Source organism: Streptomyces sp. 549, from assembly GCF_030124175.1.
Classification (GTDB): Bacteria; Actinomycetota; Actinomycetes; order Streptomycetales; family Streptomycetaceae; genus Streptomyces.
The window spans coordinates 94,839-118,940 of the sequence record NZ_JASKMT010000013.1 but is presented as its reverse complement, the minus strand read 5'-3'; the positions used below and the strand labels follow the sequence as shown (position 1 = coordinate 118,940).

The 24,102-nt window shown below is 72.5% G+C and carries 22 protein-coding genes; 11 read left to right on the top strand and 11 right to left on the bottom strand.

The window, feature by feature from the left end:
* Positions 1-2 precede the first annotated feature (2 nt).
* Positions 3-1,070, top strand: coding sequence for a pyridoxamine 5'-phosphate oxidase family protein (locus QNO07_RS16645; RefSeq protein WP_349636841.1), 1,068 nt, complete (start codon positions 3-5; stop codon positions 1,068-1,070).
* A 148-nt stretch (positions 1,071-1,218) separates the two neighbouring features.
* On the opposite strand, the gene QNO07_RS16640 is transcribed toward QNO07_RS16645, so the two are convergent.
* From QNO07_RS16640 to QNO07_RS16620, 5 genes are all read right to left on the bottom strand, one after another.
* A complete protein-coding gene (locus QNO07_RS16640; protein WP_283992812.1) occupies positions 1,219-1,701 on the bottom strand; it encodes an NUDIX domain-containing protein in 483 nt (160 codons plus the stop codon).
* 73 nt (positions 1,702-1,774) lie between these two features.
* Positions 1,775-2,671: a LysR family transcriptional regulator gene (locus tag QNO07_RS16635; RefSeq protein ID WP_283992810.1), complete on the bottom strand. Its 897-nt coding sequence runs from the start codon at positions 2,669-2,671 to the stop codon at positions 1,775-1,777.
* A gap of 260 nt (positions 2,672-2,931) precedes the next feature.
* Positions 2,932-4,056, bottom strand: coding sequence for a cystathionine gamma-lyase (locus tag QNO07_RS16630; RefSeq protein ID WP_283992808.1), 1,125 nt, complete (start codon positions 4,054-4,056; stop codon positions 2,932-2,934).
* Positions 4,046-4,627, bottom strand: a complete 582-nt coding sequence (locus tag QNO07_RS16625) for a low molecular weight protein-tyrosine-phosphatase (RefSeq protein ID WP_283992807.1) — start codon at positions 4,625-4,627, stop codon at positions 4,046-4,048. The genes QNO07_RS16630 and QNO07_RS16625 overlap by 11 nt, the downstream gene beginning before the upstream one ends.
* A gap of 125 nt (positions 4,628-4,752) precedes the next feature.
* On the bottom strand, positions 4,753-5,130 hold the full coding sequence (locus QNO07_RS16620; RefSeq protein ID WP_283992806.1) for a phage holin family protein: 378 nt from the start codon (positions 5,128-5,130) through the stop codon (positions 4,753-4,755).
* 60 nt (positions 5,131-5,190) lie between these two features.
* Between QNO07_RS16620 and QNO07_RS16615 the strand changes: the two genes are divergently transcribed.
* The 3 genes from QNO07_RS16615 to QNO07_RS16605 all read left to right on the top strand — a co-directional run bounded on the left by QNO07_RS16615 (position 5,191) and on the right by QNO07_RS16605 (position 6,500).
* Entirely contained in the window at positions 5,191-5,508 is a 318-nt protein-coding gene (locus tag QNO07_RS16615) for a cupin domain-containing protein (protein ID WP_283992805.1), read from the top strand.
* Between the two features lie 165 nt (positions 5,509-5,673).
* Positions 5,674-5,889, top strand: coding sequence for a DUF5326 family protein (locus QNO07_RS16610; protein ID WP_283992804.1), 216 nt, complete (start codon positions 5,674-5,676; stop codon positions 5,887-5,889).
* A 173-nt stretch (positions 5,890-6,062) separates the two neighbouring features.
* Positions 6,063-6,500, top strand: coding sequence for an SsgA family sporulation/cell division regulator (locus QNO07_RS16605; RefSeq protein WP_283992803.1), 438 nt, complete (start codon positions 6,063-6,065; stop codon positions 6,498-6,500).
* 72 nt (positions 6,501-6,572) lie between these two features.
* On the opposite strand, the gene QNO07_RS16600 is transcribed toward QNO07_RS16605, so the two are convergent.
* A complete protein-coding gene (locus tag QNO07_RS16600) occupies positions 6,573-7,883 on the bottom strand; it encodes a YibE/F family protein (protein ID WP_283992802.1) in 1,311 nt (436 codons plus the stop codon).
* Positions 7,884-8,072: 189 nt separating this feature from the next.
* On the opposite strand from QNO07_RS16600, the gene thiC reads away from it, so the two are divergent.
* The 3 genes from thiC to QNO07_RS16585 all read left to right on the top strand — a co-directional run bounded on the left by thiC (position 8,073) and on the right by QNO07_RS16585 (position 10,560).
* Positions 8,073-9,842, top strand: coding sequence for a phosphomethylpyrimidine synthase ThiC (gene thiC / locus QNO07_RS16595; protein ID WP_283992800.1), 1,770 nt, complete (start codon positions 8,073-8,075; stop codon positions 9,840-9,842).
* A 287-nt stretch (positions 9,843-10,129) separates the two neighbouring features.
* Complete coding sequence (locus tag QNO07_RS16590; RefSeq protein WP_283992798.1) at positions 10,130-10,255, top strand: hypothetical protein; 126 nt, start codon at positions 10,130-10,132, stop codon at positions 10,253-10,255.
* Positions 10,256-10,290: 35 nt separating this feature from the next.
* Positions 10,291-10,560 (top strand): hypothetical protein, encoded by a 270-nt coding sequence (locus tag QNO07_RS16585; RefSeq protein ID WP_283992797.1) that lies wholly within the window; start codon positions 10,291-10,293, stop codon positions 10,558-10,560.
* Positions 10,561-10,894: 334 nt separating this feature from the next.
* On the opposite strand, the gene QNO07_RS16580 is transcribed toward QNO07_RS16585, so the two are convergent.
* The 5 genes from QNO07_RS16580 to QNO07_RS16560 form a co-directional block, all read right to left on the bottom strand.
* A complete protein-coding gene (locus QNO07_RS16580) occupies positions 10,895-11,305 on the bottom strand; it encodes a VOC family protein (protein ID WP_283992796.1) in 411 nt (136 codons plus the stop codon).
* 274 nt (positions 11,306-11,579) lie between these two features.
* Positions 11,580-11,744, bottom strand: coding sequence for a hypothetical protein (locus tag QNO07_RS16575; RefSeq protein ID WP_283992795.1), 165 nt, complete (start codon positions 11,742-11,744; stop codon positions 11,580-11,582).
* A 73-nt stretch (positions 11,745-11,817) separates the two neighbouring features.
* Complete coding sequence (locus tag QNO07_RS16570; protein WP_283992794.1) at positions 11,818-12,717, bottom strand: hypothetical protein; 900 nt, start codon at positions 12,715-12,717, stop codon at positions 11,818-11,820.
* Positions 12,718-13,022: 305 nt separating this feature from the next.
* The gene (locus QNO07_RS16565) at positions 13,023-14,024 is read right to left on the bottom strand and encodes a metallophosphoesterase (protein ID WP_283992793.1); all 1,002 of its coding nucleotides are present in this window, start codon (positions 14,022-14,024) and stop codon (positions 13,023-13,025) included.
* Between the two features lie 238 nt (positions 14,025-14,262).
* The gene (locus tag QNO07_RS16560) at positions 14,263-15,372 is read right to left on the bottom strand and encodes a LacI family DNA-binding transcriptional regulator (protein WP_283992792.1); all 1,110 of its coding nucleotides are present in this window, start codon (positions 15,370-15,372) and stop codon (positions 14,263-14,265) included.
* 475 nt (positions 15,373-15,847) lie between these two features.
* Between QNO07_RS16560 and hisC the strand changes: the two genes are divergently transcribed.
* The 4 genes from hisC to cydD all read left to right on the top strand — a co-directional run bounded on the left by hisC (position 15,848) and on the right by cydD (position 24,010).
* On the top strand, positions 15,848-16,927 hold the full coding sequence (hisC, locus tag QNO07_RS16555; protein WP_283992791.1) for a histidinol-phosphate transaminase: 1,080 nt from the start codon (positions 15,848-15,850) through the stop codon (positions 16,925-16,927).
* A 306-nt stretch (positions 16,928-17,233) separates the two neighbouring features.
* Complete coding sequence (locus QNO07_RS16550; protein ID WP_283992790.1) at positions 17,234-18,763, top strand: cytochrome ubiquinol oxidase subunit I; 1,530 nt, start codon at positions 17,234-17,236, stop codon at positions 18,761-18,763.
* A 181-nt stretch (positions 18,764-18,944) separates the two neighbouring features.
* Complete coding sequence (cydB, locus tag QNO07_RS16545) at positions 18,945-19,952, top strand: cytochrome d ubiquinol oxidase subunit II (RefSeq protein WP_283992789.1); 1,008 nt, start codon at positions 18,945-18,947, stop codon at positions 19,950-19,952.
* 116 nt (positions 19,953-20,068) lie between these two features.
* A complete protein-coding gene (gene cydD / locus QNO07_RS16540; RefSeq protein ID WP_283992788.1) occupies positions 20,069-24,010 on the top strand; it encodes a thiol reductant ABC exporter subunit CydD in 3,942 nt (1,313 codons plus the stop codon).
* Positions 24,011-24,102: the final 92 nt, after the last annotated feature.

Here is a 24,102-nt window from a genome sequence, read left to right as displayed (position 1 = left end):
ACGTGGCAGGAGTGGAAGAGCACGGACGCGGCACCCGGCCGGGCAGCGCCGGGGAGCACGCGGTGCAGGAGCGACTGGGGTCCACCGGACGCGCGGACCGGTTCTACGACGAGCAGATGCTCGACCATCTCAACGCGCGCATGCGGGAGTTCGTCGAGCGCCAGGAGATGTTCTTCCTCGCGACCGCGGACGGCGACGGCGAGTGCGACAGCAGTTTCCGGGCCGGTCCGCCCGGCTTCCTCCAGGTGCTGGACGAGTACACCCTCGCCTACCCGGAGTACCGCGGCAACGGCGTGCACGCCAGCCTGGGCAACATCCAGGAGAACCCGCGGCTGGGCATCCTGATGGTCGACTTCGTCCGGGCCCGCATCGGCCTGCACGTCAACGGGCGGGCCGAGATCGTGGAGGACGCCGAGATCCGCGCCGAGCACCCGCACCTGCCCGACGACCCGGTGCCCGGCCGCCGCCCCGAACTGTGGGTGCGGGTGACGGTGGAGGAGGCGTACATCCACTGCGCCAAGCACATCCCGCACCTGCAGTACGCGCCCAAGCGGCCTGCCCGGGAGTGGGGCACGGACGACTACAAGCGCAAGGGCGGCGACTTCTTCGGCGCGGCCCGCGACCGCGCCGCCCGCGAGCACCGCAACGACCACCCGTCGGCCGCCCCCTCGTCCGTCGCCCCCTCGTCCGCCGGTGCCGCGCCGGTCGGTGCCGCGCCGTCCCGGCCGCGTGCCGTGGTCCCCACCCGCGCCCGTCCGACGGCCCCGGCGTCCCCCGCGCCCACGGGCGGGGCGGCGTCCGAAGGGGTGCCGTCCGCAGGGGTGGCGTCCGCTACGGGCGGCCCGCGGCCGTCCGACGTGGGCCTCTTCGGCCCGGCGCCGGACGGCGGCGTGGCCGCGCCCGCGCCCGAGCCCGCCGTCGCAGTTCCGGGCCGGGCGGTTCCGGGCCTTTCGGTCCTGGCGGAGGCGTCGCCGGAGGCCTGGCGGCAGGAGGCGCAGCGGGTGGTCGAGGAGGCGGAGGCGCGCGGCCGGATGGCCGGGGCCGCGTCCTTCGACGGCTGGTTCGGCTGACCCGGCCAGAGCCGTACCCCGAGCCTGACCGTGCGCCGAGCCGTACCGTGCACCGGGCCAGGGCCGTTGCCCTGACCCCCGAGCCCCGACCCGGGCGGCCGTTCGGTGAGCCGAGAGGCCGTGCGCCGTCCCCGGGGCCGCCGTCCGCTCAGCCCAGGTCGTCGGCGAGCAGCGCCCTGACGCCTTCGATGTTGGCCGCCAGGTAGGCACGCAGCGAGGGCGGCACCACCTCGACGGAGGTCACCCCGGCACGGGTGAAGGGCAGCCGGACGAACTCGTAGCTTCCGCACGGCTCCTCGACCTCGGGACCGTGCCGGCGGTCGAGGTCCATGGACTTCAGGCGGCAGACGAAGAAGTGCTGCACCTTCACACCGTCCGGCTCGTGCTCGGTGGGGTGCGGCACGGTGTCGACGAACGCGGGCACCACGTCGGCGACCGTGCCGCCCAGCTCCTCGTCGACCTCGCGGTGCAGCGCGGCGACGACGCTCTTGTCGGCCGGCTCCACCCCGCCGCCCGGCGTGATCCAGTAGGGCGCCTGGTCGGGCTTGGTCCGCTTGATGAGGATCAGGTCGTCCCCGTCCAGCAGGATCGCCCGGGCGGTGCGCTTGACCACGGGACGTTCATCGGCCATGCCAGGAACCTGCCGCGCGGCGGGCGCTCCGAAACCTCGCGACCTGCCGGATCGCGGCCCGAGGCTGCCGCTGTCACCAGTCGGCGGCGGCCCGCAGCAGCCACTCGTGGGCCCGGGACAGGTGCGGCCGGGCCAGCGTGCCGCTGCGCACCGCGAGGAAGTAGGTGCGCAGCGGCGGCACCGGCGGGTCGAGCAGCGTCACCACCAGGCCGGCATCCCGGGCGTCCCCGCACAGGTACCGCGGCAGCACCGCGACTCCCGCGCCGGCGGCCACGCACTCCAGGACGCCGTGCAGGTCGGGGACGACGATCGACGCCGACCGGCCGGGCGCGGCGTCGAAGACGGTGGCCCAGTAGTGGCTGAGCAGCGGCAGCGTCTCGTGCACGCACACCACGGGCACGCCGTCGAGCGCGGCCGGGCCGCGCCCGCGCAGCACGGCCGGACCGCCCAGCCGGGCCGCCCAGCGCGGGGCGCCGACCAGGACGTGCTCCTCGTCGCACAGCGCCGTCGCGGACAGCTCCGCGCCGCGCGGCCGGGCCGTGGTGATGGCCAGGTCGTGGTGGCCCGCCGCGAGCGAGGCCAGCGACTCCTCCGCCGAGCCGAACGACGCCCGCAGCGCGACGCCCTGCGCGGCGAGCGGGGCGAGCGCGGGCAGGGCCCGCAGCCGGGTGAACTCCGGCGGCCCGGTCAGGTGCAGCGTCCGGGTGGGGGAGGCGGCGTCCAGGTCGACCTGGGTGATCTCCAGCAGCGCGTCGAGGTGCGGCGCGGCCTTGTGAGCGAGTTCCTCGCCGACGGTGGTCGGAGTGACGCCCCGGGCGCCGCGCACGAACAGCGGGCGTTCCAGGTGGCGTTCGAGTGAGCGGATCTGGCCCGTCACCGCGGGCTGGGACAGACCGAGCAGCTGCGCCGCCCGGGTGAACGAGCCGGCCCGGTACACGGTGAGGAAGGTGCGCAGCAGGGCCAGGTCCATCTCTCCTCCGCAACGGTGCACGGGCCCCACGCAGATCCGTCACTCTGCCCGTCACTCTGGGCATGGCAACGATAAGCAGACCGATACCCCGGTGTCGATAACGTGATTGGACACTGACGCTCGGTCAACTAGCCTGGTGTGACGTGCCGTCGGCACGTGCCCGGCGGGCGGTTTGGGGCACGAGGGGGGAGCCCCAAACCACCCTTCCGGGCGCCCGGGGGCGCCCGGGGGCGGCTGGCGCCTGCCGCGGGCCGGGTCGGCTAGCCGCGCGCCGCCACGTCCAGGGCCCGGGTGAGGTCCGCGACGAGGTCCTCGGCGTCCTCCGCGCCCACCGACAGCCGCACGAACCCCTCCGGCACGTCGTCGCCGCCCCACCGGCCGCGGCGCTCCGCGGTGCTGCGGACCCCGCCGAAGCTGGTGGCGTCGTCCACCAGGTCCAGCGCGGCCAGGAACCGCTCGGCGTGCTCCCGGTCGGGCAGCGTGAAGGAGACGACGCAGCCGAAGCGGCGCATCTGCCCGGCCGCGACCTGGTGCGCCGGGTCGTCGGGCAGCCCGGGGTGGCGCAGCCCGGTCACCTCGGGCCGCCGTCGCAGCGCCTCGGCGACCAGCGGCGCGGTGGCGGCCTGCCGCTCCACCCGCAGGTGCAGCGTGGCGAGGCTGCGGTGCACGAGCCACGCCTCCATCGGCCCGGGAATGGCACCGACGATCTTGCGCCAGTGCCGGACGCCGTCCGCCAGTGCCCGGTCCCGGCACGCCACGTAGCCCAGCAGCACGTCCCCGTGCCCACTGAGCGCCTTGGTGCCGCTCACCACGGAGAGGTCCGCGCCCAGTTCCAGCGGGCGCTGCCCCAGCGGCGTGGCGAGCGTGTTGTCGACGGCGACCAGCGCGCCCTCCCGGTGCGCGGCGTCTGCCAGTTCCCGGATGTCGCACACGTCCAGCCCCGGGTTGGAAGGGGTCTCCAGCCACACCAGGTCCGCGCCGCGCACCGCCTCGGCCTGCTCGCGGCTGCCGGTGGCCACCGTCCGCACCCGGGCGCCGAAGCCCTCCAGACGCTCCCGCAGCGGCGTCAGCAGGTTGTAGCCGTCGTTCGGCAGCACCACGACCTGCCCGGGGCGCACCTGCGACAGCAGCACCGCGGAGATCGCCGCCATGCCGGACGCGAAGGACACCGCGGACGCGTCGCCGGCCGGGTCCTCCAGCTCGGCGAGGGCGTTCTCCAGCGCGGTCCAGGTCGGGTTGCCGTCCCGGCCGTAGGTGTAGGTGGCGTCGGCGGGGTCGCCCGGCAGGTGGTAGTGGGCGGCGAACACCGGCCCGGGCAGCGTCGGCTCGTAGGGCTCGCGGGCGGGCAGGCCGGCCCGTACGGCCCTGGTTCCGTCACCGGTCATGGTCAGGCTCCTCCAACTGCTCGCGGACCGCGTCGAGCAGTCCGGGTACGGCGTCCTCGACCATGGCCAGCACGGTGCCGAAGCCCTCGGGGCCGCCGTAGTAGGGGTCGGGAACGTCGGCGGCCCCGTCGGCCCGCGGGTCGTAGGACCGCAGCAGGCGGACCCGGTCCGCGTGCGCGGCGCTCGGCGCCAGGCGGCGCAGCGCCCGCAGGTGCCCGCGGTCCAGCGCGACCACGAGGTCCAGCCGGTCGAACCACTCGGCCGTGAACTGGCGGGCGGTGTGCGCGTCCGGGTAGCCGGCGGCGCGCAGCGACGCGGCGGCCCGCGGGTCGGCGGGGTCGCCGACGTGCCAGCCGCCGGTGCCGGCGCTGCCGACCTCGACCAGCGCGCCGAGGCCCGCCTCGGCGACGCGGGTCCGGAAGACGGACTCGGCCACCGGCGAGCGGCAGATGTTGCCGGTGCACACGAAGCACACCCGGTAGGGCGTGCGGCGTCCGGTGCCCGGCGCCTCCCGGGACGGCTCGGGTGCCGGGAACGCCGGGGGTGTCGCGGCGGGATCGACTGCGGGCATGCGGTCCATCATGCGTGATCACCCCCGGTGCCCGGCAGGCGGGCGGCGCGGACGGGCGGCCCGGACGCGCAGGTGGTGCGGTGCGCGAAGGCGCCGGTCAGCGGTCGCCGGTCAGGGGTCTGGGGTCAGCGGTCGTCGGGCAGGGCCATGCTCACGGCCCAGGAGACGACGGCGATGATCAACCCGCCCAGCAGCGCGGTGCCGAAGCCCTCCACGTGGAAGCCGACGTCCAGCTTGTCGGCGAGCCAGGACGTCAGCAGCAGCATCAACGCGTTGATCACCAGCGCGAACAGGCCGAGGGTGAGGATCAGCAGCGGCAGCGACAGCAGATTCGCGATCGGCTTGACCACCAGGTTCACCAGCCCGAAGATCAAGGCGACAAGAATCAGCGTCAGGGTCTTTCCGCCGGTGTCGCCGCTGGTCAGGGTGATGCCGCCCAGCAGCCAGACCGCCACCGCGAGGGCGATGGCGTTGGCGATCGTCGTGATCAGGAAGTTCTTCATGGACGTGATCGTCGCAGAGGCGGGCGCGCCGCGGGAGTGACGGGCAGAGGGGCAGAGCAGATGAAGGCGTTCCGGCTGGACGAGCTGGAGGCGGAACGGGCCGCGAACAACGGCGCCTACCTGCAGTTCCTGCGGGAGCGCAACATGTCGGTCGGCCTGTACGCGCTGGACCGCGGCGAGCCGGACCCGCAGTCGCCGCACGCGCAGGACGAGGTCTACTTCGTGGTCAGCGGCCGGGCCTCGCTCACGGTCGGTGAGGAGACCACGCTGGTCGGCCGGGGCAGCGTCGTCTACGTGCCCGCCGGAGTGCCGCACAGGTTCCACCACGTGACCGAGGACCTGCGCGTGATGGTGGTGTTCTCTCCCCCGGAGAGCTGAGACGCGCACCCGGGTCCCGTAGGGGTCCGCTCAGGGGCGGACCGGGGACGTCCGCCCTCCCGCCGTGCCCGGCCGCCGCATAGCATCGACTACAGATCGCGGCGGTACGTGTGCGGCACCTCCGCAGCCGCCGCGAACGCCTCAACGGGAAAGCAGGGAATGATCATGGGAACCAGGGAGACCGTTTCGGGAATGCCGTCCTGGGTGAAGTGGGTCGCGATCATCGTCGTCGCGCTGGTCGTCTTCAAGGCCCTCACGTGGATTCTGGCGACCGTCTTCACCGTGCTCTTCAACCTGCTGCTGTTCGCCGCCGTCGTCGCCGCGCTGGTGTTCGTGGTGCGCAAGTTCATGACCTCCTCCAACTCCTCCGGCGGCTGGTGAGGCGTCCGTGCGACGCCCGTTCGGTCCAGTGGGAGGCTCTGGCTGCGTCAACCCGTAGTCAATCGGGTGACTTTGAAGCAACCGGCATTGTGGTGGCAGGGGAGGTGGTGGACGATTCCCCCAGAGCTTCACAGCAGCCGATCAAGGTCGAACTCGAGAGCCGGGGGCAGCGGATGAGCGACAGGGTCGAGGCCAGCGACAGGGTCCAGGCGGACGTCATGATGAGCTTCCTGGCCTCGGAGGAACTCTCCTTCCGCATCCCGGTGGAGCTGTGTTACGAGGCACACGATCCGTACGCGGTCCGGTTCACCTTCAGCCTTCCCGGCGACGCCCCGGTCACCTGGGTCTTCGGACGGGAGCTGCTGATCGACGGCATCAGCCGGGCCGCAGGCGAAGGGGACGTGCGCATCAGGCCGTTGTCCGAGGAGCACCTCGCCGATCTGCTGATCATGCTGCAAGTCGGCTCCGAACAGGCCCTGTTCCGGGTCAGTGCCCCGCCGCTGGTGGCGTTCCTCGACCGCACCGACCGCATCGTGCCGCTGGGGCAGGAGATGTCAGGCGAGGGCATCGACGCGGAACTCGACAAGATCCTCGCCAGCCAGACCCCCTGAACCGGCCCTGACGAGCCGGCCGCCCGCACCGGTCCTGACGAGCCGGCCGCCCGCCGGACGGCCACCCGCAGCTCAGCCCTTGGCCCGGCGCCGTTTGCCCCGGCCGCCCTTCGCCGGCTGCCGCTCGCCCGGCCCCTCCCCGTCACCCTGACCTCCGCCCTGGCCCTCGCCCTTGTCGACGAGGCCCGCGGACACCACCAGGGCGGCCAGACCCGTCGTCACCGGCACCGAGGCGACCAGGCCGATCGAGCCGACCAGCGTGCGCACGATCTCCTCCGCGACCAGTTCGCTCGTGGCCACCGTGCCGCTACTGGCCTGCGCGATCGAGAACAGCAGCAGCAGCGGAAGCGCCGCGCCCGCGTAGGCCAGCACCAGCGTGTTCACCACCGACGCGATGTGGTCCCGCCCGATGCGCATCGCGGACAGGTACAGCTTGCGCCAGCTGGCCGTCGGGTCCGCCTGCCGCAGCTCCCAGACCGCCGACGTCTGCGTCACCGTCACGTCGTCGAGCACACCGAGCGAGCCGATCAGCACGCCCGCCAGCAGCAGACCGCGGATCTCGATGTCCGGGTAGAGGCTGTGCACCAGCGCCGTCTGGTCGTCGGTGTTGCCGGACAGCTTCGCCCAGGCGATGAACAGCGAGCCCAGCAACCCGATCAGGACCAGCGAGATCAGCGTGCCCAGCACGGCGACCGACGTTCTCGCGGTGAGGCCGTGACACAGGTACAGCGTGACGAGCATGATCGCGCTGCCGCCCACCACCGCCACCAGCAGCGGATTGGAGCCCTGCAGTATCGCGGGCAGGATGAACAGCGTCAGCACCGCGAAGGTGATCACCAGCCCGACCAGGGCCAGCACACCCCGCAGCCGTCCCACGGCGACCACCACCAGCGCGAAGAAGATCGCCAGCAGGATCATGGGGAACTTCCGGTCCACGTCGACCACGCTGTACTGCAGCTCCTCGGGCGCCTGCGGCGCGAACGCCACCACCACGCCCTGCCCGGTGTCCAGCCGGCGCGTCGCGTCCGGCGTCACCACCTCCTGGAACTGGCGCCCGGTGTGCGGACCGGTGGTCACCTCGACCGTCGCCACCTGGCACCTGCCACGCGACGAGGCGTCGTTGTCCTCCCGCTCCGCGTTGACGTCCTTGCAGTCCACCTCCTCGACCTTCGTCACGCGGGCCTGCTCCATCTGCCGGTCGAAACCGACACCGGTCTCCTCGTGCCGGCTGTCCGCACCGGCCGGCCACAGGAGGATCAACCCTGCGACGACCGCGGTCGCGAACGGGATCAGCACCGCCGCGATCACCTTGCGCAGGTGGGTGGACACCGGGGCCGCAGGGCCGTGGTGATGGCTGTGGGAGTGGCTGTGGGAGTCGTTCACGGACCGATCATCGCAAGACCCACTGGCGCCGCGCAGCGGCGAACCGCTAGCGTGGGCGTGCTTTTGCACATCGCGGGAGCTCCGAGCACGGGGCTGAGAGGGCGCTGACCTCCGTACACGCGTACGGAAACCGGCTGCGTCGACCGCCGAACCTGTTACCGGGTAATGCCGGCGTAGGGAGTGGGTCTCATGACCATGCAGGATGCACGCATGCCCGAAGGGGACGAGTCGCGCACGTTCGGCTCGCACAAGGGCTACGTGAGCGGTGACCGCCCGGATGTCCGGGTCCCGGTCCGCCGTGTGCACCTCACCAACGGACGGGACGTGACGCTGTACGACACGTCCGGCCCGTACACCGACCCGAACATCACCACCGACGTCCGCCGCGGCCTGGCCCCGCTGCGGGAGAACTGGATCATCAGCCGGGGCGACACCGAGGAGTACGCCGGGCGCGAGCTGCGCCCGGAGGACGACGGCCTCAAGCACACCTCGCCGCGCGGCGGCCTGCGCAACCTCGACGCGGTGTTCCCCGGCCGCCCCCGGCAGCCCCGCCGGGGCCGGGACGGCGCCGCCGTCACCCAGCTCGCCTACGCCCGGCGCGGCGAGATCACCCCCGAGATGGAGTACGTCGCCATCCGGGAGAACCGGGCGCCGGAATTCGTCCGCGACGAGATCGCCGCCGGGCGTGCCGTGCTGCCGGCGAACGTCAACCACCCGGAGATCGAGCCGATGATCATCGGCAAGAACTTCCTGGTGAAGGTCAACGCCAACATCGGCAACTCGGCCGTCACCTCCTCCATCGAGGAGGAGGTCGACAAGATGACCTGGGCCACCCGCTGGGGAGCCGACACCGTCATGGACCTCTCCACCGGCCGCAACATCCACACCACGCGCGAGTGGGTGCTGCGCAACTCCCCCGTGCCGATCGGGACCGTGCCGCTCTACCAGGCGCTGGAGAAGGTGGACGGCAAGGCCGAGGAACTGAGCTGGGACGTCTACCGCGACACCGTCATCGAGCAGGCCGAGCAGGGCGTCGACTACATGACCGTGCACGCCGGCGTGCTGCTGCGCTACGTGCCGCTCACCGCGCGCCGCAAGACCGGCATCGTCTCGCGCGGCGGCTCGATCATGGCCGCCTGGTGCCTGGCGCACCACCGGGAGAGCTTCCTCTACACGCACTTCGAGGAGCTGTGCGAGATCCTGCGGGCGTACGACATCACCTTCTCGCTCGGTGACGGCCTGCGCCCCGGATCGATCGCCGACGCCAACGACGAGGCCCAGTTCGCCGAGCTGAACACGCTCGGCGAACTGAACCGGATCGCCAAGTCGCACGACGTGCAGACGATGATCGAAGGCCCGGGACACGTCCCGATGCACAAGATCAAGGAGAACATCGACCTCCAGCAGGAGATCTGCGAGGAGGCGCCGTTCTACACGCTCGGCCCGCTCACCACCGACATCGCGCCCGCCTACGACCACATCACGTCCGGCATCGGCGCGGCGATGATCGGCTGGTGGGGCACCGCGATGCTCTGCTACGTCACGCCCAAGGAGCACCTGGGCCTGCCCAACCGGGACGACGTGAAGACCGGCGTCATCACCTACAAGATCGCCGCCCACGCCGCGGACCTGGCCAAGGGCCACCCCGGCGCCCAGGACTGGGACGACGCGCTCTCCGACGCCCGCTTCGAGTTCCGCTGGGAGGACCAGTTCAACCTCGCCCTCGACCCTGACACGGCGAGGGAGTTCCACGACGAGACCCTCCCGGCCGAACCCGCCAAGACCGCCCACTTCTGCTCCATGTGCGGACCGAAGTTCTGTTCGATGCGCATCTCACACGACATCCGCCGCGATCACGGCGGAGATCTGAGTGTCGAGCAGATCGAGTCGGGCATGGCGGAGAAGTCCAAGGAGTTCGCGGAGTCCGGCAACCGCGTCTACCTCCCGATGGCGGACTGATACCCCGAACCGACTCCGCGCCCCCGTCCTGTTCACGCAGTGGCGGGGGCGCGGTCGTACCCGCCCGCTACTGCGGCCGGGGCCTCGACGATCAGGGGTGTTGATTTACACCTAAACATAACTTTGAGCTACACCTGAGGCGGGATTGTGCCTTCCGTCACAGTCGCTCGTCTGGTGGCGTGATCAGGTTGACCAAGACGGACAACCGGGTCCGCCGTCCCCTTGACCACGGGATTCGCGGAACTCGGAGCTGAACTGATGATCCCGGGGGATACCTGAGCACGAGCGTGTCGGACCGTGGGTGTGCGCGCCGCGCCACCGTCCTGGTCGCGGGCCTGGCTGCGGCAGCGGAACGGGAGATGGTCAAGGCGCTCATCGGCATCACCGCCATCTCCAACGCGTGCAGCAAGTGAGGTGATCACCATGAACGCCGTGCAGAAGATGGCTGTTGGCCGTCGCCGTCGCCGTCGCCGTCGCCGTCGCCGTCGCCGTTGCCGTGGCCGTTGCCGTTGCCGCGCTGGCAGCGCCGGTGGAGATGAGCCTGTCCGCCATCGGAACGTTCGCCCTGTTCGGCGTGCTGCTTCCGGCGTTCGCCGGCAACGCGGTGACGGTCCTGGCCACACGCGGTCGGGCGCGGGAGCTCGCCAACCGGCAACGCGCGGTCGCCTGCACCGCGACTGCCGCCGGGGGGCTGCTGTCGGTCGGCTTCGTGGCCTGACGCCCCGCCCCGCCGGTCGCGGACTACCCGCTTCCCGTCCCTTCCCGACCCGCTTGCGGGCGGCCCCGGCGCGTCCGGGGCCGCCCGGCTGCGGCGCCGGGGTGCGGGGTGCGGTGGTGGTGCTCGCTGAGGTGCGCTGGGTCAGCACCGGGCGGGACCCGTCGCGGCCAGCGGTGACCCTCCAGGCCGTGGTCGTCGTGCCTCCGAGGTCGCTGGGGAGCCATAGACAAGAAGCACCACGGCCACCGACTTCAACCTCACGGTGCGGAGCGTTGCGCAGCGGGCCTGATGGGCAGGGCGAACAAGTGCTGGCCATCGGCCTGTGCAGAGGGTGTTACGCGGTGGACCAAGTGCGGGTGGAGAGCACGAGCAGATAGCCGTCCGGGTCTTGGAGCGTGACGCCCCACGTGTCCCAGTACGGGTTGTGGGCCGGAACCCGCTTCCCACCGTGCTGCTTGAGCCGTTCCACCAGGGAGTCGGGCACCGGTTCGCCGAGGTAGACGACCAGCAGGTCCTCCGGTGTCGGCCGTGGCTGCACGGGAGTGGCGGGGTCGTGCACGAGTTCCAGATGCCAGTGGGCATGTGGCCAGCCGACCATCAGGAGGGAACTCAGCCCCGAGGTGCCGTCCGACGCATGCCGGTACAGGACGTCGAGACCGAGGCCGGAGACCCAGAAACGCTCAGCGGCCCCCAGGTCGCGGGAGGGTCGGGCAACGCGTAGGTGAGCTGTGGCGTCTGCAGTCATTCCTGTGTCTCCTGTTCGGGCGCCCGGGACAGCAGTCCACGTCGGTGGACGGAGATCACAGTGAGCTTAGGAATCGAGCGCCCATCCGGCATCGGGCATCAGGTCTAGGTCCGAGTCCCGACGGAAGGCGAGGCTACAAGCCGTCTTCGGGTGTCGGCGCAGGCACCGACGTGCCGGATGTCACCCGACGTTGTGAAGTCCGGCGGCCGGTCGAAGGGGCCAGGCGGCCCCATGACCGAGTGCAGCCGATCCGCCTGTGCCCTGCGCCGTGGCGTCAGTCGGAGATGAGCGACAGCATGCCCGGCATCCCCCACAGGCTGAGGAGGACGACGATGGTGGCGCCGACAACGATCACGATGCACGTCACTGCGAACACCACCGACAGCCACGCGCAGCCGACTGCCGAGCGGTAGTCGCTGTCGTCGTCCCAGTCCTGCACGGTTCCCCCCTCGGCGACGCGCCCTACCGGGCAGCCGCCGCCCCTTCGACGGGGCCGCCCAGGCCCCCGCCCCCTACTCCGGCTTGTGGTCCGGGCCGCCGAAGTCGGGGCTGGAGAAGTCGGGGCTTGAGAAGCGGGGGCTGGAGGTGCCCTTCTGGGAAGCCTCGCCGGCCGGGCTGGTGAAGCCCGGGTGGGAGTAGCCCAGGCGCGGGGTGCGGCTGCCGCTCTGGTGGCCGGGGCCGGTGGGCGGGGCGGGGGTGGGTTCGGGCAGGCGGTCGGGCGGGTCGGTGAGGGCCTCGCGGAGGAACGGGACGATGCCGCGCTCGATCAGCGCCTGGCGCCAGACCGTGCGGGCGAGGGCCACTTCCTCGGCGAGCGGCCCTGTGTCCGTGCCGCTGTCCGGTTCCTGGGTGGCGCTGGCGGAGTTGCGCAGGGCGGTGAGCAGCAGCCCTATGGTGGCGATGAGGATGCCCCCGGCGGTGATGACGGCGAAGACCCAGCCGACGTTGCGCATCGGTTCGGCGAGCGCGGGTTCGGGCGAGAGCATGTGCAGGGCGTAGCCGACGGCGAGGAAGATGACGGCGGCCGCGCCGGCGAGTACCGGGGCCAGCACGGTGACGACGGCGAAGAGGCCTGCGCCGCCGGTGTCGGCGATGCCGCCGGCGATTCCGAGTGACACGCCGCCGCGCGGTGTGATGCCGTCCTCGCCGGTGCCGTCTGACGGGGTGGTGGACGGTGCCGGGTGCCGGAGTTTCTCCCTCAAACGGATGAACTCCTGGTACTCCGCTGCCGCGCAGGCGGTGATCGCGGCGGAGGCGCTGAGCGCCATGGTGCGCAACTGCTCGCTGTTGAGGTGCTGTTGCGCGTCGGCGAGTTCCGGGCGTTCGCGCGCGGAACGCAGCGCCTCGTCCAGAGCGCGCTCGAACTCGGGGCGGTCTTCGATTCGCAGATGCGGAGCGCTGTTCATGTACATCCCCCGATGCTCCTTAGGGCCGAGACGCGCCGGCCGTCTGCCGGCGATCGGTGGGGCCGAGGTGGAGTCCCTCCTGCGGGGATGGAGGCCGGGCGGCTGTGGAACGGGTCGGAGGAGAGGCTCGCTTGCGGCAGGAACGATGGTAGAGCGATTCCGGCACGTGGTGACAGGGGGTTTCCGAAATTGCTTCCGCAGGTGAGCACTGGGTTGACGGATCGAGGTCGAAGGCGGTGTGGATCTTTCCGCCTCCGATCGCAGGGACCGGCCGCCCGTCGGGCAGCGATGAGGCGGGTCGGCAAGCGGGCTCAGTCGGTCAGGGGGAGGCGGGCGACGAGCAGTCTGCCGTCCATCGTGACGCCGCCGTCCATGCCGACGGCGAGCCCCTCGGCGTACAGGTGCGGGCCCTCGATGTGCACGGTGCGTTCCCCGTCGGCGTCCGCGCCGTCCTTGGCGGGTGCCTCCCCGAGCAGGTACGGGATGGGGCTGTGGCCGTGCACGACCTGCCGTCCGCCGTAGGTTTCCAGCAGGTCGCGGGCGACCTGCGCGCCGTCGTCGTCGCGGAACGCGAACCGCTTGGTGAACTTGCGGAACATGTCCCAGGTCTCGTCCGGGTCGCGGCGCTCCAGCGCTTCGGTGACGGCGTCGTTGACGGTGGTGATGCTGCTGCCGTAGTCGCGGTAGGCGGTGGTGTCGGAGTGCAGCAGCAGGTGGCCGTCGGCGAGCGTCATGGCGTCCAGCCGGGACATCCACTGGAGGTGGTGCTCCTGGAGGCGTTCCATGTCGGTGCGCTGCCCGCCGTTGAGCAGCCAGGCCGCCTGGAAGGAGGCTGTTCCGGCACCGGAGTTGACGGCCGTGTCGGCGAACCGCTTCGCGCCGAGCAGCAGCAGCTCGTGGTTGCCCAGGAGTGCCTTGCAGTAGCCGCCGACGGCGGCGGCCTCGGCGGAGAGCTGCATGACGAGGTCGATGACGCCGATGCCGTCGGGGCCGCGGTCGGTGAAGTCGCCGAGGAACCACAGGCGGGCGTTGCCGGCGGCCCAGTGGTGCTCGGCGTCGATGAGGCCGACGTCGAGCAGGGCGGCGCGCAGCTCGTCGAGGTATCCGTGCACGTCGCCGACGACGTAGAGCGGGCCTGCGGCCTCCTCGCCGGCCGCCGGGACCGGGGCGTCCACCAGGGTGGGCGTGGCGTCCGGGCCGGGGTCCCGGGTGATCACCGGGAGGTCCCGCTGCGTCGGTGTGTAGTCGTCGTCGGGATGCGGCATGCCGACGGGAGCGTCCGTGTCACCTGCCACGCTCGCGTGCTGCCACATCTCGGGTCCTTGACCGGCCCCCTGAGTCATTGACCCCTCCACCAGTACGCGCAGCTGTGCACCTGCCGGATCGAGCCCTGGTCGCAGGGCGGTCCCGGTGCCGTTCGCCCATCATAGGAACGCTGGTCGGGCGTTGTGACGCACCTGGGGGGTGGCAATTGCCGCCGCGACCGGTCACTGCGGGAGTTTCTCCCGAATTTTCCGCTCAGAGCCGCCGGAGCGGCGCACTCGTGTGGCGTCAGTCGGCCGCCGGGGTGCGTGGTGCGCTGACGGTGGTGCGTGGGTGCCGCCGCTGGGAGGACGTGCGGACGATCAGGTCGGTGGGCATGACCTGCTGGATGACGCGGCCCTGGTCGAGTCCTTCGATCGCGTCGATCAGCAGTTGGATCACGGCGGTGCCGATGCGCCGGGGTTTGAGGGACAGCGTGGTGATGGGGGGCTCGGTCGCGGCGTAGACGGAGGACTCGCTGCAGCACACCAGCAGCAGGTCCTCGGGCACGCGCAGGCCGTAGCGGCGGGCGGCGGCCAGCAGGTCGGTGCCGTTGGGGTCGAAGAGTCCGTAGACGGCGTCGGGCCGGTCCGGGCGGGCGAGCAGCCGGTCGGCGGCGACGGCTCCGGCACACGGGTCGTGGGCGGGGTAGGCCTCGTAGACGGGTTCCTGCCCGACGCGCTCGCACCACTGGAGGTAGGCGGCGGTGGACAGCCGGGTGTACGTGTCGGTGCTGGTGCCGGTGAGCAGGCCGATGCGGCGGGCGCCGGACTCGGCGAGGTGGTCGAGCAGGCCGGTGACGGCGGCCTCGTGGTCGTTGTCCACCCAGGCGGTGACGGGCAGGCTGGCGGCGGGGCGGCCGTCGGAGACGACCGGGATGCCCTGGCGGACGAGTTCGGCGACGACCGGGTCGTGGTCGGAGGGGTCGATGACGACGGTGCCGTCGAGGGCGACGTTGGCCCACACGTCGATGGCGTTGTGCCGGGCCGGGGCGGGCAGGATCACCAGGGCGTAGCCGCGGGCCAGGGCGGCCGAGGTGGCGGCTCTGACCATTTCCGCGAAGTAGGCGAACTCCGTGAAGGTGAACGGTTCTTCGCCGTAGGTGGTGACCGTGAGCCCGATCAGTCCGGACTTGCCCGTGCGGAGGGTGCGGGCCGCCGCCGAGGGCCGGTATCCGAGCCGGTCGGCGACTTCGCGGACGTGGCGGCGTGTCGCATCGGGCAGCCGCCCCTTCCCGTTCAGTGCGTCGGAGACGGTCGTGATGGACACACCGGCGGCGGCGGCGACATCCCGGATGCCCGCCCGCCCCAACCGACGGCCGGCGGACCGGCTCACCTGGTGCTTCCCTGCTGCTGTCATGGCGAGCCGATAGTAGGGCTGAGAGCAGCCCCCTTCGTGGCCACTCCGGAACAGGTGAGAAGTCACGATTCTGCAAGGCTTTCTCTGGCTAAACACCTTTGAAGCCAAGGAAGTTGACAGTCAGTCAGTGTGGTGTGCCGGGTGATTCGGCCCTAGGTCCCGCACTCCTCCGCATGTCTCGAAGAGGTCTCAACTCACCTTCACGAGCGATGCGCGCCACGGCGCCCGCCACCAGCGTGCGCCGTGCCGAACGCGCTCCCTGGAAGTGCCGCCGACCTGTGCTGCGGGTCTGTGCCCGCGGCATGGTCCGCAGCTCCAGGGCGTGCCGGAGGCCCCGGTCCGGGGCGCCGGAGGACCGGGCGCTACTGCGCCGGGGGGATTCCTCTTAGGGTAAGGAGCAATGCCGAGCGGTACTGGTGAGCGGCGGGCGCCGATCGTGCGGGCCGCCGGAACCGGCCTGTCAAGGAGGACAGCGATGAGTGACGAGACCCCGAGGCTGCGTGCGGCGCTCGACGGAATCCCGACCTACAAGCCGGGGCGGCCCGCGGCGACCGGCGCCGCGCTCGCCTACAAGCTGTCCTCCAACGAGAACCCCTACCCGCCGCTGCCCGGCGTGCTGGAGTCGGCCGTCGCCGCGGCCGAGTCCTTCAACCGCTACCCCGACATGGCCTGCACCGGCCTGATGGCGGCGCTCGCGGACCGGTTCGGCGTGCCGCCCGAGCACCTGGCGACCGGCACCGGCTCGGTGGGGGTCGCCCAGCAGCTGCTCCAGGCCACGGCCGGTCCCGGCGACGAGGTGATCTACGCCTGGCGCTCCTTCGAGGCGTACCCGATCATCACGCAGATCTCGGGCGCCGACTCGGTACGGGTGCCGCTCACCGCCGGCGAGGAGCACGACCTGGACGCGATGGCCGACGCGGTCACCGACCGGACCCGGCTGATCTTCGTCTGCAATCCCAACAACCCCACGGGCGCGGCGATCCGCCGGGACGCCCTGGAGCGGTTCCTCGACCGGGTGCCGCGGGACGTGCTGGTGGTGCTGGACGAGGCGTACCGGGAGTTCGTCCGGGACGCGGACATCCCCGACGGCATCGAGCTGTACCGGGACCGGCCCAACGTCTGCGTGCTGCGGACCTTCTCCAAGGCGTACGGGCTGGCCGGGCTGCGGGTGGGCTTCGCGGTGGCGCACGAGCCGGTCGCGGCAGCCCTGCGCAAGACGGCGGTGCCGTTCGGCGTGAGCCAGGTCGCGCAGGACGCGGCGGTGGCCTCCCTCGGCAGCGAGCAGGCCCTGCTGGAGCGGGTGGACGCGCTGGTGGCCGAGCGCACCCGGGTTTCGGACGGGCTGCGGGCGCAGGGGTGGACCGTGCCCGACACGCAGGCCAACTTCGTCTGGCTGCGGCTGGGTGAGCGCACCGCGGACTTCGCCGCGGCGGCCGAGCAGGCGGGAGTGACGGTCCGGCCGTTCGCCGGTGAGGGCGTGCGGGTCACGATTGGCGAGACCGAGGCGAACGACCTCTTCCTGCGTGCCGCGGAGAGCTTCCGCAAGGAGCTGTAGACCAGCCGGGCAGAACGTCCGGCACGCGCCCCCGGCGCCGCGCGACGCGGTGGCCGGGGGCGCGTCGTGCGTTGCGGGGACGTACCTGTCCGCGCCCTGTGCAAGGGCAGTGCGGCCCGCTGCGGACGTGACGAGGACGACAGCACCCGTGTACGAGGACCGCTCAGGGGTACGGCATAATGGACTTGCTTGTGAATCCGTTCACAAAAGCTTGTGAACGGATTCACGAACCTGTCCTGCTCTGTCCCGGACGATCCGGGAGGAACAGGTCGAGTCGCACCACGGCGAGCCGAAGGAGAACACGACGTGGACCTCGCGCTGGCGCCGGAAACCCTGGCGCGGTGGCAGTTCGGCATCACGACCGTCTACCACTTCCTGTTCGTCCCCCTGACGATCTCGCTGGCCGCCTTCGTCGCCGGCCTCCAGACCGCCTGGGTGCGCACGGGCAAGGAGAAGTACCTCAGGGCCACCAAGTTCTGGGGCAAGCTCTTCCTGATCAACATAGCCATGGGTGTCGTCACCGGCATCGTCCAGGAGTTCCAGTTCGGCATGAACTGGTCCGACTACTCGCGCTTCGTCGGCGACATCTTCGGAGCGCCGCTGGCCTTCGAGGCGCTCATCGCCTTCTTCTTCGAGTCGACCTTCATCGGCCTGTGGATCTTCGGCTGGGACAAGCTGCCGCCGAAGATCCACCTCGCCTGCATCTGGATGGTCTCGATCGGCACGGTGCTGTCCGCGTACTTCATCCTCGCCGCCAACTCGTGGATGCAGCACCCGGTCGGCTACCGGATCAACGAGGAGGCCGGCCGCGCCGAGCTGACCGACTTCGTGCAGGTGCTGACCCAGAACACCGCCGTCGCCCAGTTCTTCCACACCATCACCGCTGCCTTCCTCACCGGCGCCGCCTTCATGGTCGGCATCGCCGCCTGGCACCTGATCCGGCGCCGACACGTGCCGGTGATGCGCGCGTCGCTGCGGCTCGGCCTGGTGACGATGGTCGTCGCCGGACTGCTGACGGCCGTCAGCGGCGACCGGCTCGCCAAGATCATGTACGAGCAGCAGCCGATGAAGATGGCCGCCGCGGAAGCCCTTTGGGACACCGAGGGGCCGGCGCCGTTCTCCCTGTTCGCCTGGGGCGACGTCGACAAGGGCCACAACCGGGTGGCCATCGAGATCCCCGGCCTGCTGTCCTTCCTCGCCCACGACAACCTGCACGAGCCGGTGCCCGGCATCAACGACACCAACGAGCAGATGAAGGAGCTGTACGGCGACCAGTTCGCGCTGGAGGACTACCGGCCCAACATCCCCGTCGCCTACTGGGCGTTCCGCTGGATGATCGGCTTCGGCATGACGTCCTTCGCGCTCGGCGCCGTCGGGCTCTGGCTCACCCGCCGCAAGCGGTGGCTCAGCCCGGAGCTGCGCCGGGACGCCGCCGACGAGGACCGGGTGCCGTCACTGTCCCTGGGCCGCAGCACGGTGCTCGGCCCGCGCCTGACCGGCTGGTACTGGAAGGCGGCGGTGCTCACGATGGGCTTCCCGCTCATCGCCAACGCGTGGGGCTGGATCTTCACCGAGATGGGCCGCCAGCCCTGGGTCGTCTACGGCGTGCTGCCCACCGCCTCGGCCGTCTCGCCCAGCGTGTCGCAGGCCGAGGTCATCGTCTCGATGACCGTCTTCACCCTGCTCTACGCGGTGCTCGCGGTGATCGAGGTGCGGCTGCTGCTGAAGTACGCCAAGGCCGGCCCGCCCGAACTCACCGAGGCCGACCTCAACCCGCCCAAGAAGATCGGCGGCGACCCGACCGATCCCGACCGGCCGATGGCCTTCTCCTACTGAGCGGCGGTGCGAACCCCATGACCCACCCCGTACCGGACCCGCCGCCGACCCGATCGGACGCGTCGTCCCAGCGTGAGCAGCCCGTGCGGCCCGCCCAGCCCGTGCAGTCGGCGCAGCCCGTGCAGTTGGCGCAGCCCTTGCAGCCGGCCGCCCAGTCGGCCCAGTCGCCGAGGAGAGTGTGATGGAACTTCCACAGATCTGGTTCGTCCTCATCGCGGTCCTGTGGACCGGCTACTTCTTCCTTGAGGGCTTCGACTTCGGCGTCGGCGTGCTCACCAAGCTGCTCGCCCGCGACCGCAGCGAGCGCCGGGTCCTCATCAACACCATCGGGCCCGTGTGGGACGGCAACGAGGTGTGGCTGCTCACGGCGGGCGGTGCGACCTTCGCCGCGTTCCCCGAGTGGTACGCCACCCTGTTCTCCGGGTTCTACCTGCCGCTGCTGCTCATCCTGGTCTGCCTGATCCTGCGCGGAGTGGCCTTCGAGTACCGGGTGAAGCGGCCGGAGGAGAAGTGGCAGCGCAACTGGGAGCACACCATCTTCTGGTGCTCGCTGCTGCCCGCCTTCCTGTGGGGTGTGGCGTTCGCCAACCTGGTGCACGGGGTGCGCATCGGCCCCGACAAGGAGTACGTCGGCAACGTGCTGGACCTGCTCGCCCCGCACGCCCTGCTCGGCGGCCTGGTCACGCTGGCGCTGTTCACCTTCCACGGTGCCGTCTTCACCGCACTGAAGACGGTCGGCGACATCCGGTCGCGGGCCCGTGCGCTCGCCGAGCGGATCGGTGTGGTCACAGCCGTACTGGCCGTGGTGTTCCTGGGCTGGACCCAGCTCGACCGCGGCGGCGTCGCCAGCTTCGTCGCGGCGGCCGTCGCGGTGGCCTCGCTGCTCGTCGCCCTGGAGGCCAACCGGCGGGGCCGCGAGGGCTGGTCGTTCAGCTGGTCGGGCCTGACCATCGTGGCCGTGGTCGCGATGCTCTTCCTCGCGCTCTTCCCGGACGTCATGCCGTCCTCGCTGACCCCCGAGTGGAGCCTGACCATCGACAACGCCTCGTCCAGCCCCTACACGCTGAAGATCATGACGTGGTGCGCGGGCATCGCCACTCCCGTGGTTCTGCTCTACCAGGGGTGGACGTACTGGGTGTTCCGCAAGCGCATCGGGACGCAGCACCTCGCCGAACCGGCACCCCACTGACCGCCGGTCGCCCGTACCGACCGCACCGACGACCCGACCGCACCGACCGCACGTACCGACCCGTCCGCACGTAACCGACCCGTACCGCACGTACCGCCCGAGTGAGGTGCTCCTCCATGCGACCCGTCGACCCGCGCCTGCTGCGGCACGCCCGTGCCACCCGGTTCTTCCTGGCCGCCGCGGTGCTGCTCGGGCTGGCCGGCGCGGGGCTGGTCGTCGGGCAGGCCATGCTGATCGCCGAGATCGTCGTACGGGCCTACCAGCAGGGCGCGGACGCCGCCGCGCTGCGCACGCCGCTGATGCTGCTGGTGGCGGTGTCGGTGGGCCGGGCGCTGGTCGCCTGGCTCACCGAGCTGGCGGCCCACCGCTCCAGCGCGGCGGTGAAGTCGCAGCTGCGGACCCGGCTGCTGCGGCACGCCACCGCGCTGGGCCCCGGCTGGCTCGGGGCGCGGCGCACGGGTGAGCTGACCGCGCTGGCCACCCGCGGCGTGGACGCGCTCGACGACTACTTCGCGCGCTACCTGCCGCAACTGGGCCTGGCGGCGGTGGTGCCCGCCGTGGTGCTGGCCCGCATCCTCTGGTCGGACTGGATCGCGGCCCTGACCATCGCGGTGACGCTGCCGCTCATCCCGGTCTTCATGGCGCTCATCGGGCTGGCCACGCAGTCCCACATGGACCGCCAGTGGCGCATGCTGTCCCGGTTGTCGCACCACTTCCTGGACGTGGTCGCCGGGCTGCCCACGCTGAAGGTGTTCGGCCGGGCCAAGGCGCAGGCGGAGAACATCCGGGCCATCACCGGCGACTACCGGCGGGCCACGCTGCGGACGCTGCGCATCGCGTTCCTCTCCTCCTTCGCGCTGGAACTGCTCGCCACCATCTCCGTCGCGCTGGTCGCCGTCGGCATCGGCATGCGACTGGTCCACGGCGAACTCGACCTGTACACCGGCCTGGTGGTGCTGATCCTCGCCCCCGAGGCGTACCTGCCGCTGCGGCAGGTCGGTGCGCAGTACCACGCGGCGGCGGAGGGACTCGCCGCCGCCGAGGAGGTCTTCGCCGTCCTCGACACCCCGCTGCCCGCCGCGGCCGGAACCGCCGCGGCCGGAACCGCTGCCGCCGGAACCGCCGCCGCCGGGGCGGCCGCCGTGGCGGCGAACCGCGGAGGTGACGCGCCGGGGATCGCCGTCGAGGGTCTGGTGGTCCGGCACGCCGGGCGCGCTGCGCCCTCGCTGCCGGCCACCAGCCTGACGGTGGCGCCGGGCGAGACGGTGGCGCTGGTCGGCCCGTCCGGCGCGGGCAAGTCCACGCTGCTGGCCGCCGTGCTCGGCTTCGTCCGGCCCGACGAGGGCCGGGTGCTCGTCGACGGCACCGATCTCGCCGCGCTGCCGCTGCCCGAGTGGCACCGCCGGGTCGCCTGGGTGCCGCAGAACCCGCACCTGTTCGCCGGCACGCTGGCCGACAACGTGCGGCTGGCCCGCCCGGACGCGTCGGAAGCCCAGGTGCGGGACGCGCTGCGGGACGCCGGGGCGGCCGAACTGCCGTTGGACGCGCCACTCGGTGAGGGTGGTGCGGGGCTGTCCGCCGGGCAGCGCCAACGCGTCGCGTTGGCACGGGCGTTCCTCGCCGACCGGCCGGTGCTGCTGCTCGACGAGCCGACCGCGGCGCTGGACGGCGGCACCGAGGCCGCCGTCGTCGAGGCGGTGGCCCGGCTGGCTGTCGGACGGACCGTGCTGCTGGTCGTGCACCGCCCCGCGCTGCTGGGCGTCGCCGACCGGGTGGTGCGCCTCGCCGCCCCCGCCCCCGCGCCCGCCCCTGGCCTTTCCGGCGCCGGACGCCTCCCCGGCTCCCCGGCCGCCGCGGTGGCCGGTGGCGGCGTGGTGGCCGATGACGCCGCGGCGGCCGATGAAGGTGCGGGCAGGGCAGGTGCGGGCAGGGGCGGCGTCGGCATGTCGGTGCTGCACGCCGAGGTGCCCGCGCAGCCGGGTGCTGACGCCGTCCCGGTTCAGGACCGGGAGGCCGCCGACCTCGCCGCCCGCGACCTGGCCCGCGCGTCCGCACCTGACCGGCCCTGGACCCCGGGCACCCCCGGCGGCCCGGCGGCCTCCGACTCCGGCGGTCGCGGCAGCCCCGGCACGGACGACGGCGACAGCCTCCTCGGCCCGGACGTCTTCAGCCTCACCGCCCCGGCCGCACAGCAGCCGGACGCCGGGCCCGGCCCGGCCGCACCCACGTCCGCGCCGCCCGGGCCTCCGGCCGGACCGGACGGGACCCGCGACGCCCGGCCGGACGCCACCGTGCGGACCCTGGCCCGGGTGCGGAACGCCGGACGGGCCCTGCGCGGCCGGTTCGTGCTGGCCACGGTGCTGGGCGCGCTTGCGCTGGCCAGCGCGGTCGGACTCATGGCGGTGTCCGGCTGGTTGATCTCCCGCGCGTCCGAACAGCCGCCGGTGCTCTACCTGATGGTGGCCGTCACCGCGACCCGCGCGTTCGGCATCGGCCGGGCCGTGTTCCGGTACGCGGAGCGGCTGGTCGCGCACGACGCGGTGCTGCGGGTACTCGCCGACCTGCGGGTCGGCGTCTACCGCCGCCTGGAACGGCTCGCCCCGGCCGGGCTGCGGCAGGCCCGGCGCGGTGACCTGCTGTCCCGGCTGGTCGGTGACGTGGACGTGCTCCAGGACTACTTCCTGCGGTGGCTGCTGCCGGTGTCGGCCGCGCTGCTCGTCGGCATGGTGTCCGTCGCCTTCACCGCGTGGCTGCTACCCGCCGCCGGGGCCGCGCTGGCCGCCGGGCTGCTCGCCGCGGGGCTCGGGGTGCCGCTGCTGACCGCCGCCGTCGCCCGGCGCACCGAGCGCCGGCTCGCTCCGGCCCGCGGCCTGCTGGCCACCCGCACGGTCGACCTGCTCACCGGCACGGGCGAGTTGACGGTGGCGGGCGCGCTGCCGGGACGGCTGGAGCGGGTCGGGGACGCCGACCGCGAGCTGACCCGGATCGCCGGTCGGTCCGCCGCCGCGACCGCGGCGGCCGGCGGCCTGACCGCGCTGCTGACGGGGCTGACGGTGGCCGCCGCGGCCGTCGCCGGTGTCCAGGCGGTGCACGACGGACTGCTGGCCGGCGTGTGGCTGGCGACGGTCGTGCTCGTGCCGCTGGCCGCGTTCGAAGCGGTGCTGACACTGCCGCAGGCCGTCCAGCACCGGCAGCGGGTGCGGCGCAGCGCCCAGCGGGTGCACGAGGTGCTGGACGCGCCGGACCCGGTCCGCGAGCCCGACGAGCCGGAGTCCGTCCCGGCGGAACCCTTCCCGATCCGGCTGCGGGACGTCACCGCACGGCACGCCGGGCAGGACCGCCCGGCGCTGCGCGGCGTGGACCTGGACCTCACGCCGGGGCGGCGGGTCGCCGTCGTCGGGCCGTCGGGGTCCGGGAAGACGACCCTGGCCCAGGTGCTGCTGCGCTTCCTCGACGCGGAGTCCGGCAGCGTCACGATGGGCGGCACCCGGACGGACCGGCTGCCGGGTGACGAGGTGCGTCGGGTGGTCGGCCTGTGCGCGCAGGACGCGCACCTCTTCGACAGCACGCTGCGGGAGAACCTGCGGCTGGCCAGGCCGGACGCCGACCCGGCGACAGAGGAGGAGGCGCTGCGCACCGCACTGGCCGGGGCCCGGCTGCTGGACTGGGTGGAGACGCTGCCCGACGGCCTCGACACCCCGGTGGGCGAGCACGGCGCCCGGCTGTCCGGCGGGCAGCGCCAGCGGCTGGCCCTGGCGCGGGCGCTGCTGGCGGACTTCCCCGTCCTGGTGCTGGACGAGCCCGCCGAGCACCTGGACCTGGAGACGGCGGACGCGCTCACCGCCGACCTGCTGGCGGCCACCGAAGGCCGCACCACGGTACTGATCACACACCGGATGGCCGGCCTGGACGAGGTGGACGAGGTGCTGGTGCTGGACGCCGGGCGGGTGGTGCAGCGCGGCCCGTACGCCCGGCTCGCGGCGGCCGAGGGGCCGCTGCGGGACATGGTCGAACGGGAGCGCCGCACCGAGCAGTTGGTGGGCGCGGGCCGCCCCTGACGCCGCCGGGCGGGCCCGTCGGCGCTGCGGGGGTGGGCGTGTCGGCGTTGCGGGGGGTGCGCCCGTTGGCGCTGCGGGGGTGCGCCCGTGGG

What these genes read in the sequence shown, in the direction of transcription:
- QNO07_RS16640 (WP_283992812.1), bottom strand. Translation starts at nt 1,701, where the DNA reads ATGGCCGATGAACGTCCCGTGGTCAAGCGCACCGCCCGGGCGATCCTG.
- cydB (WP_283992789.1), top strand. Translation starts at nt 18,945, where the DNA reads ATGGAACTTCCACAGATCTGGTTCGTCCTCATCGCGGTCCTGTGGACC.
- QNO07_RS16615 (WP_283992805.1), top strand. Translation starts at nt 5,191, where the DNA reads ATGAAGGCGTTCCGGCTGGACGAGCTGGAGGCGGAACGGGCCGCGAAC.
- QNO07_RS16625 (WP_283992807.1), bottom strand. Translation starts at nt 4,627, where the DNA reads ATGCCCGCAGTCGATCCCGCCGCGACACCCCCGGCGTTCCCGGCACCC.
- QNO07_RS16635 (WP_283992810.1), bottom strand. Translation starts at nt 2,671, where the DNA reads ATGGACCTGGCCCTGCTGCGCACCTTCCTCACCGTGTACCGGGCCGGC.
- QNO07_RS16610 (WP_283992804.1), top strand. Translation starts at nt 5,674, where the DNA reads ATGGGAACCAGGGAGACCGTTTCGGGAATGCCGTCCTGGGTGAAGTGG.
- hisC (WP_283992791.1), top strand. Translation starts at nt 15,848, where the DNA reads ATGAGTGACGAGACCCCGAGGCTGCGTGCGGCGCTCGACGGAATCCCG.
- cydD (WP_283992788.1), top strand. Translation starts at nt 20,069, where the DNA reads ATGCGACCCGTCGACCCGCGCCTGCTGCGGCACGCCCGTGCCACCCGG.
- QNO07_RS16580 (WP_283992796.1), bottom strand. Translation starts at nt 11,305, where the DNA reads ATGACTGCAGACGCCACAGCTCACCTACGCGTTGCCCGACCCTCCCGC.
- QNO07_RS16605 (WP_283992803.1), top strand. Translation starts at nt 6,063, where the DNA reads ATGAGCGACAGGGTCGAGGCCAGCGACAGGGTCCAGGCGGACGTCATG.
- QNO07_RS16570 (WP_283992794.1), bottom strand. Translation starts at nt 12,717, where the DNA reads ATGTACATGAACAGCGCTCCGCATCTGCGAATCGAAGACCGCCCCGAG.
- QNO07_RS16630 (WP_283992808.1), bottom strand. Translation starts at nt 4,056, where the DNA reads ATGACCGGTGACGGAACCAGGGCCGTACGGGCCGGCCTGCCCGCCCGC.
- QNO07_RS16565 (WP_283992793.1), bottom strand. Translation starts at nt 14,024, where the DNA reads ATGTGGCAGCACGCGAGCGTGGCAGGTGACACGGACGCTCCCGTCGGC.
- QNO07_RS16560 (WP_283992792.1), bottom strand. Translation starts at nt 15,372, where the DNA reads ATGACAGCAGCAGGGAAGCACCAGGTGAGCCGGTCCGCCGGCCGTCGG.
- QNO07_RS16620 (WP_283992806.1), bottom strand. Translation starts at nt 5,130, where the DNA reads ATGAAGAACTTCCTGATCACGACGATCGCCAACGCCATCGCCCTCGCG.
- thiC (WP_283992800.1), top strand. Translation starts at nt 8,073, where the DNA reads ATGACCATGCAGGATGCACGCATGCCCGAAGGGGACGAGTCGCGCACG.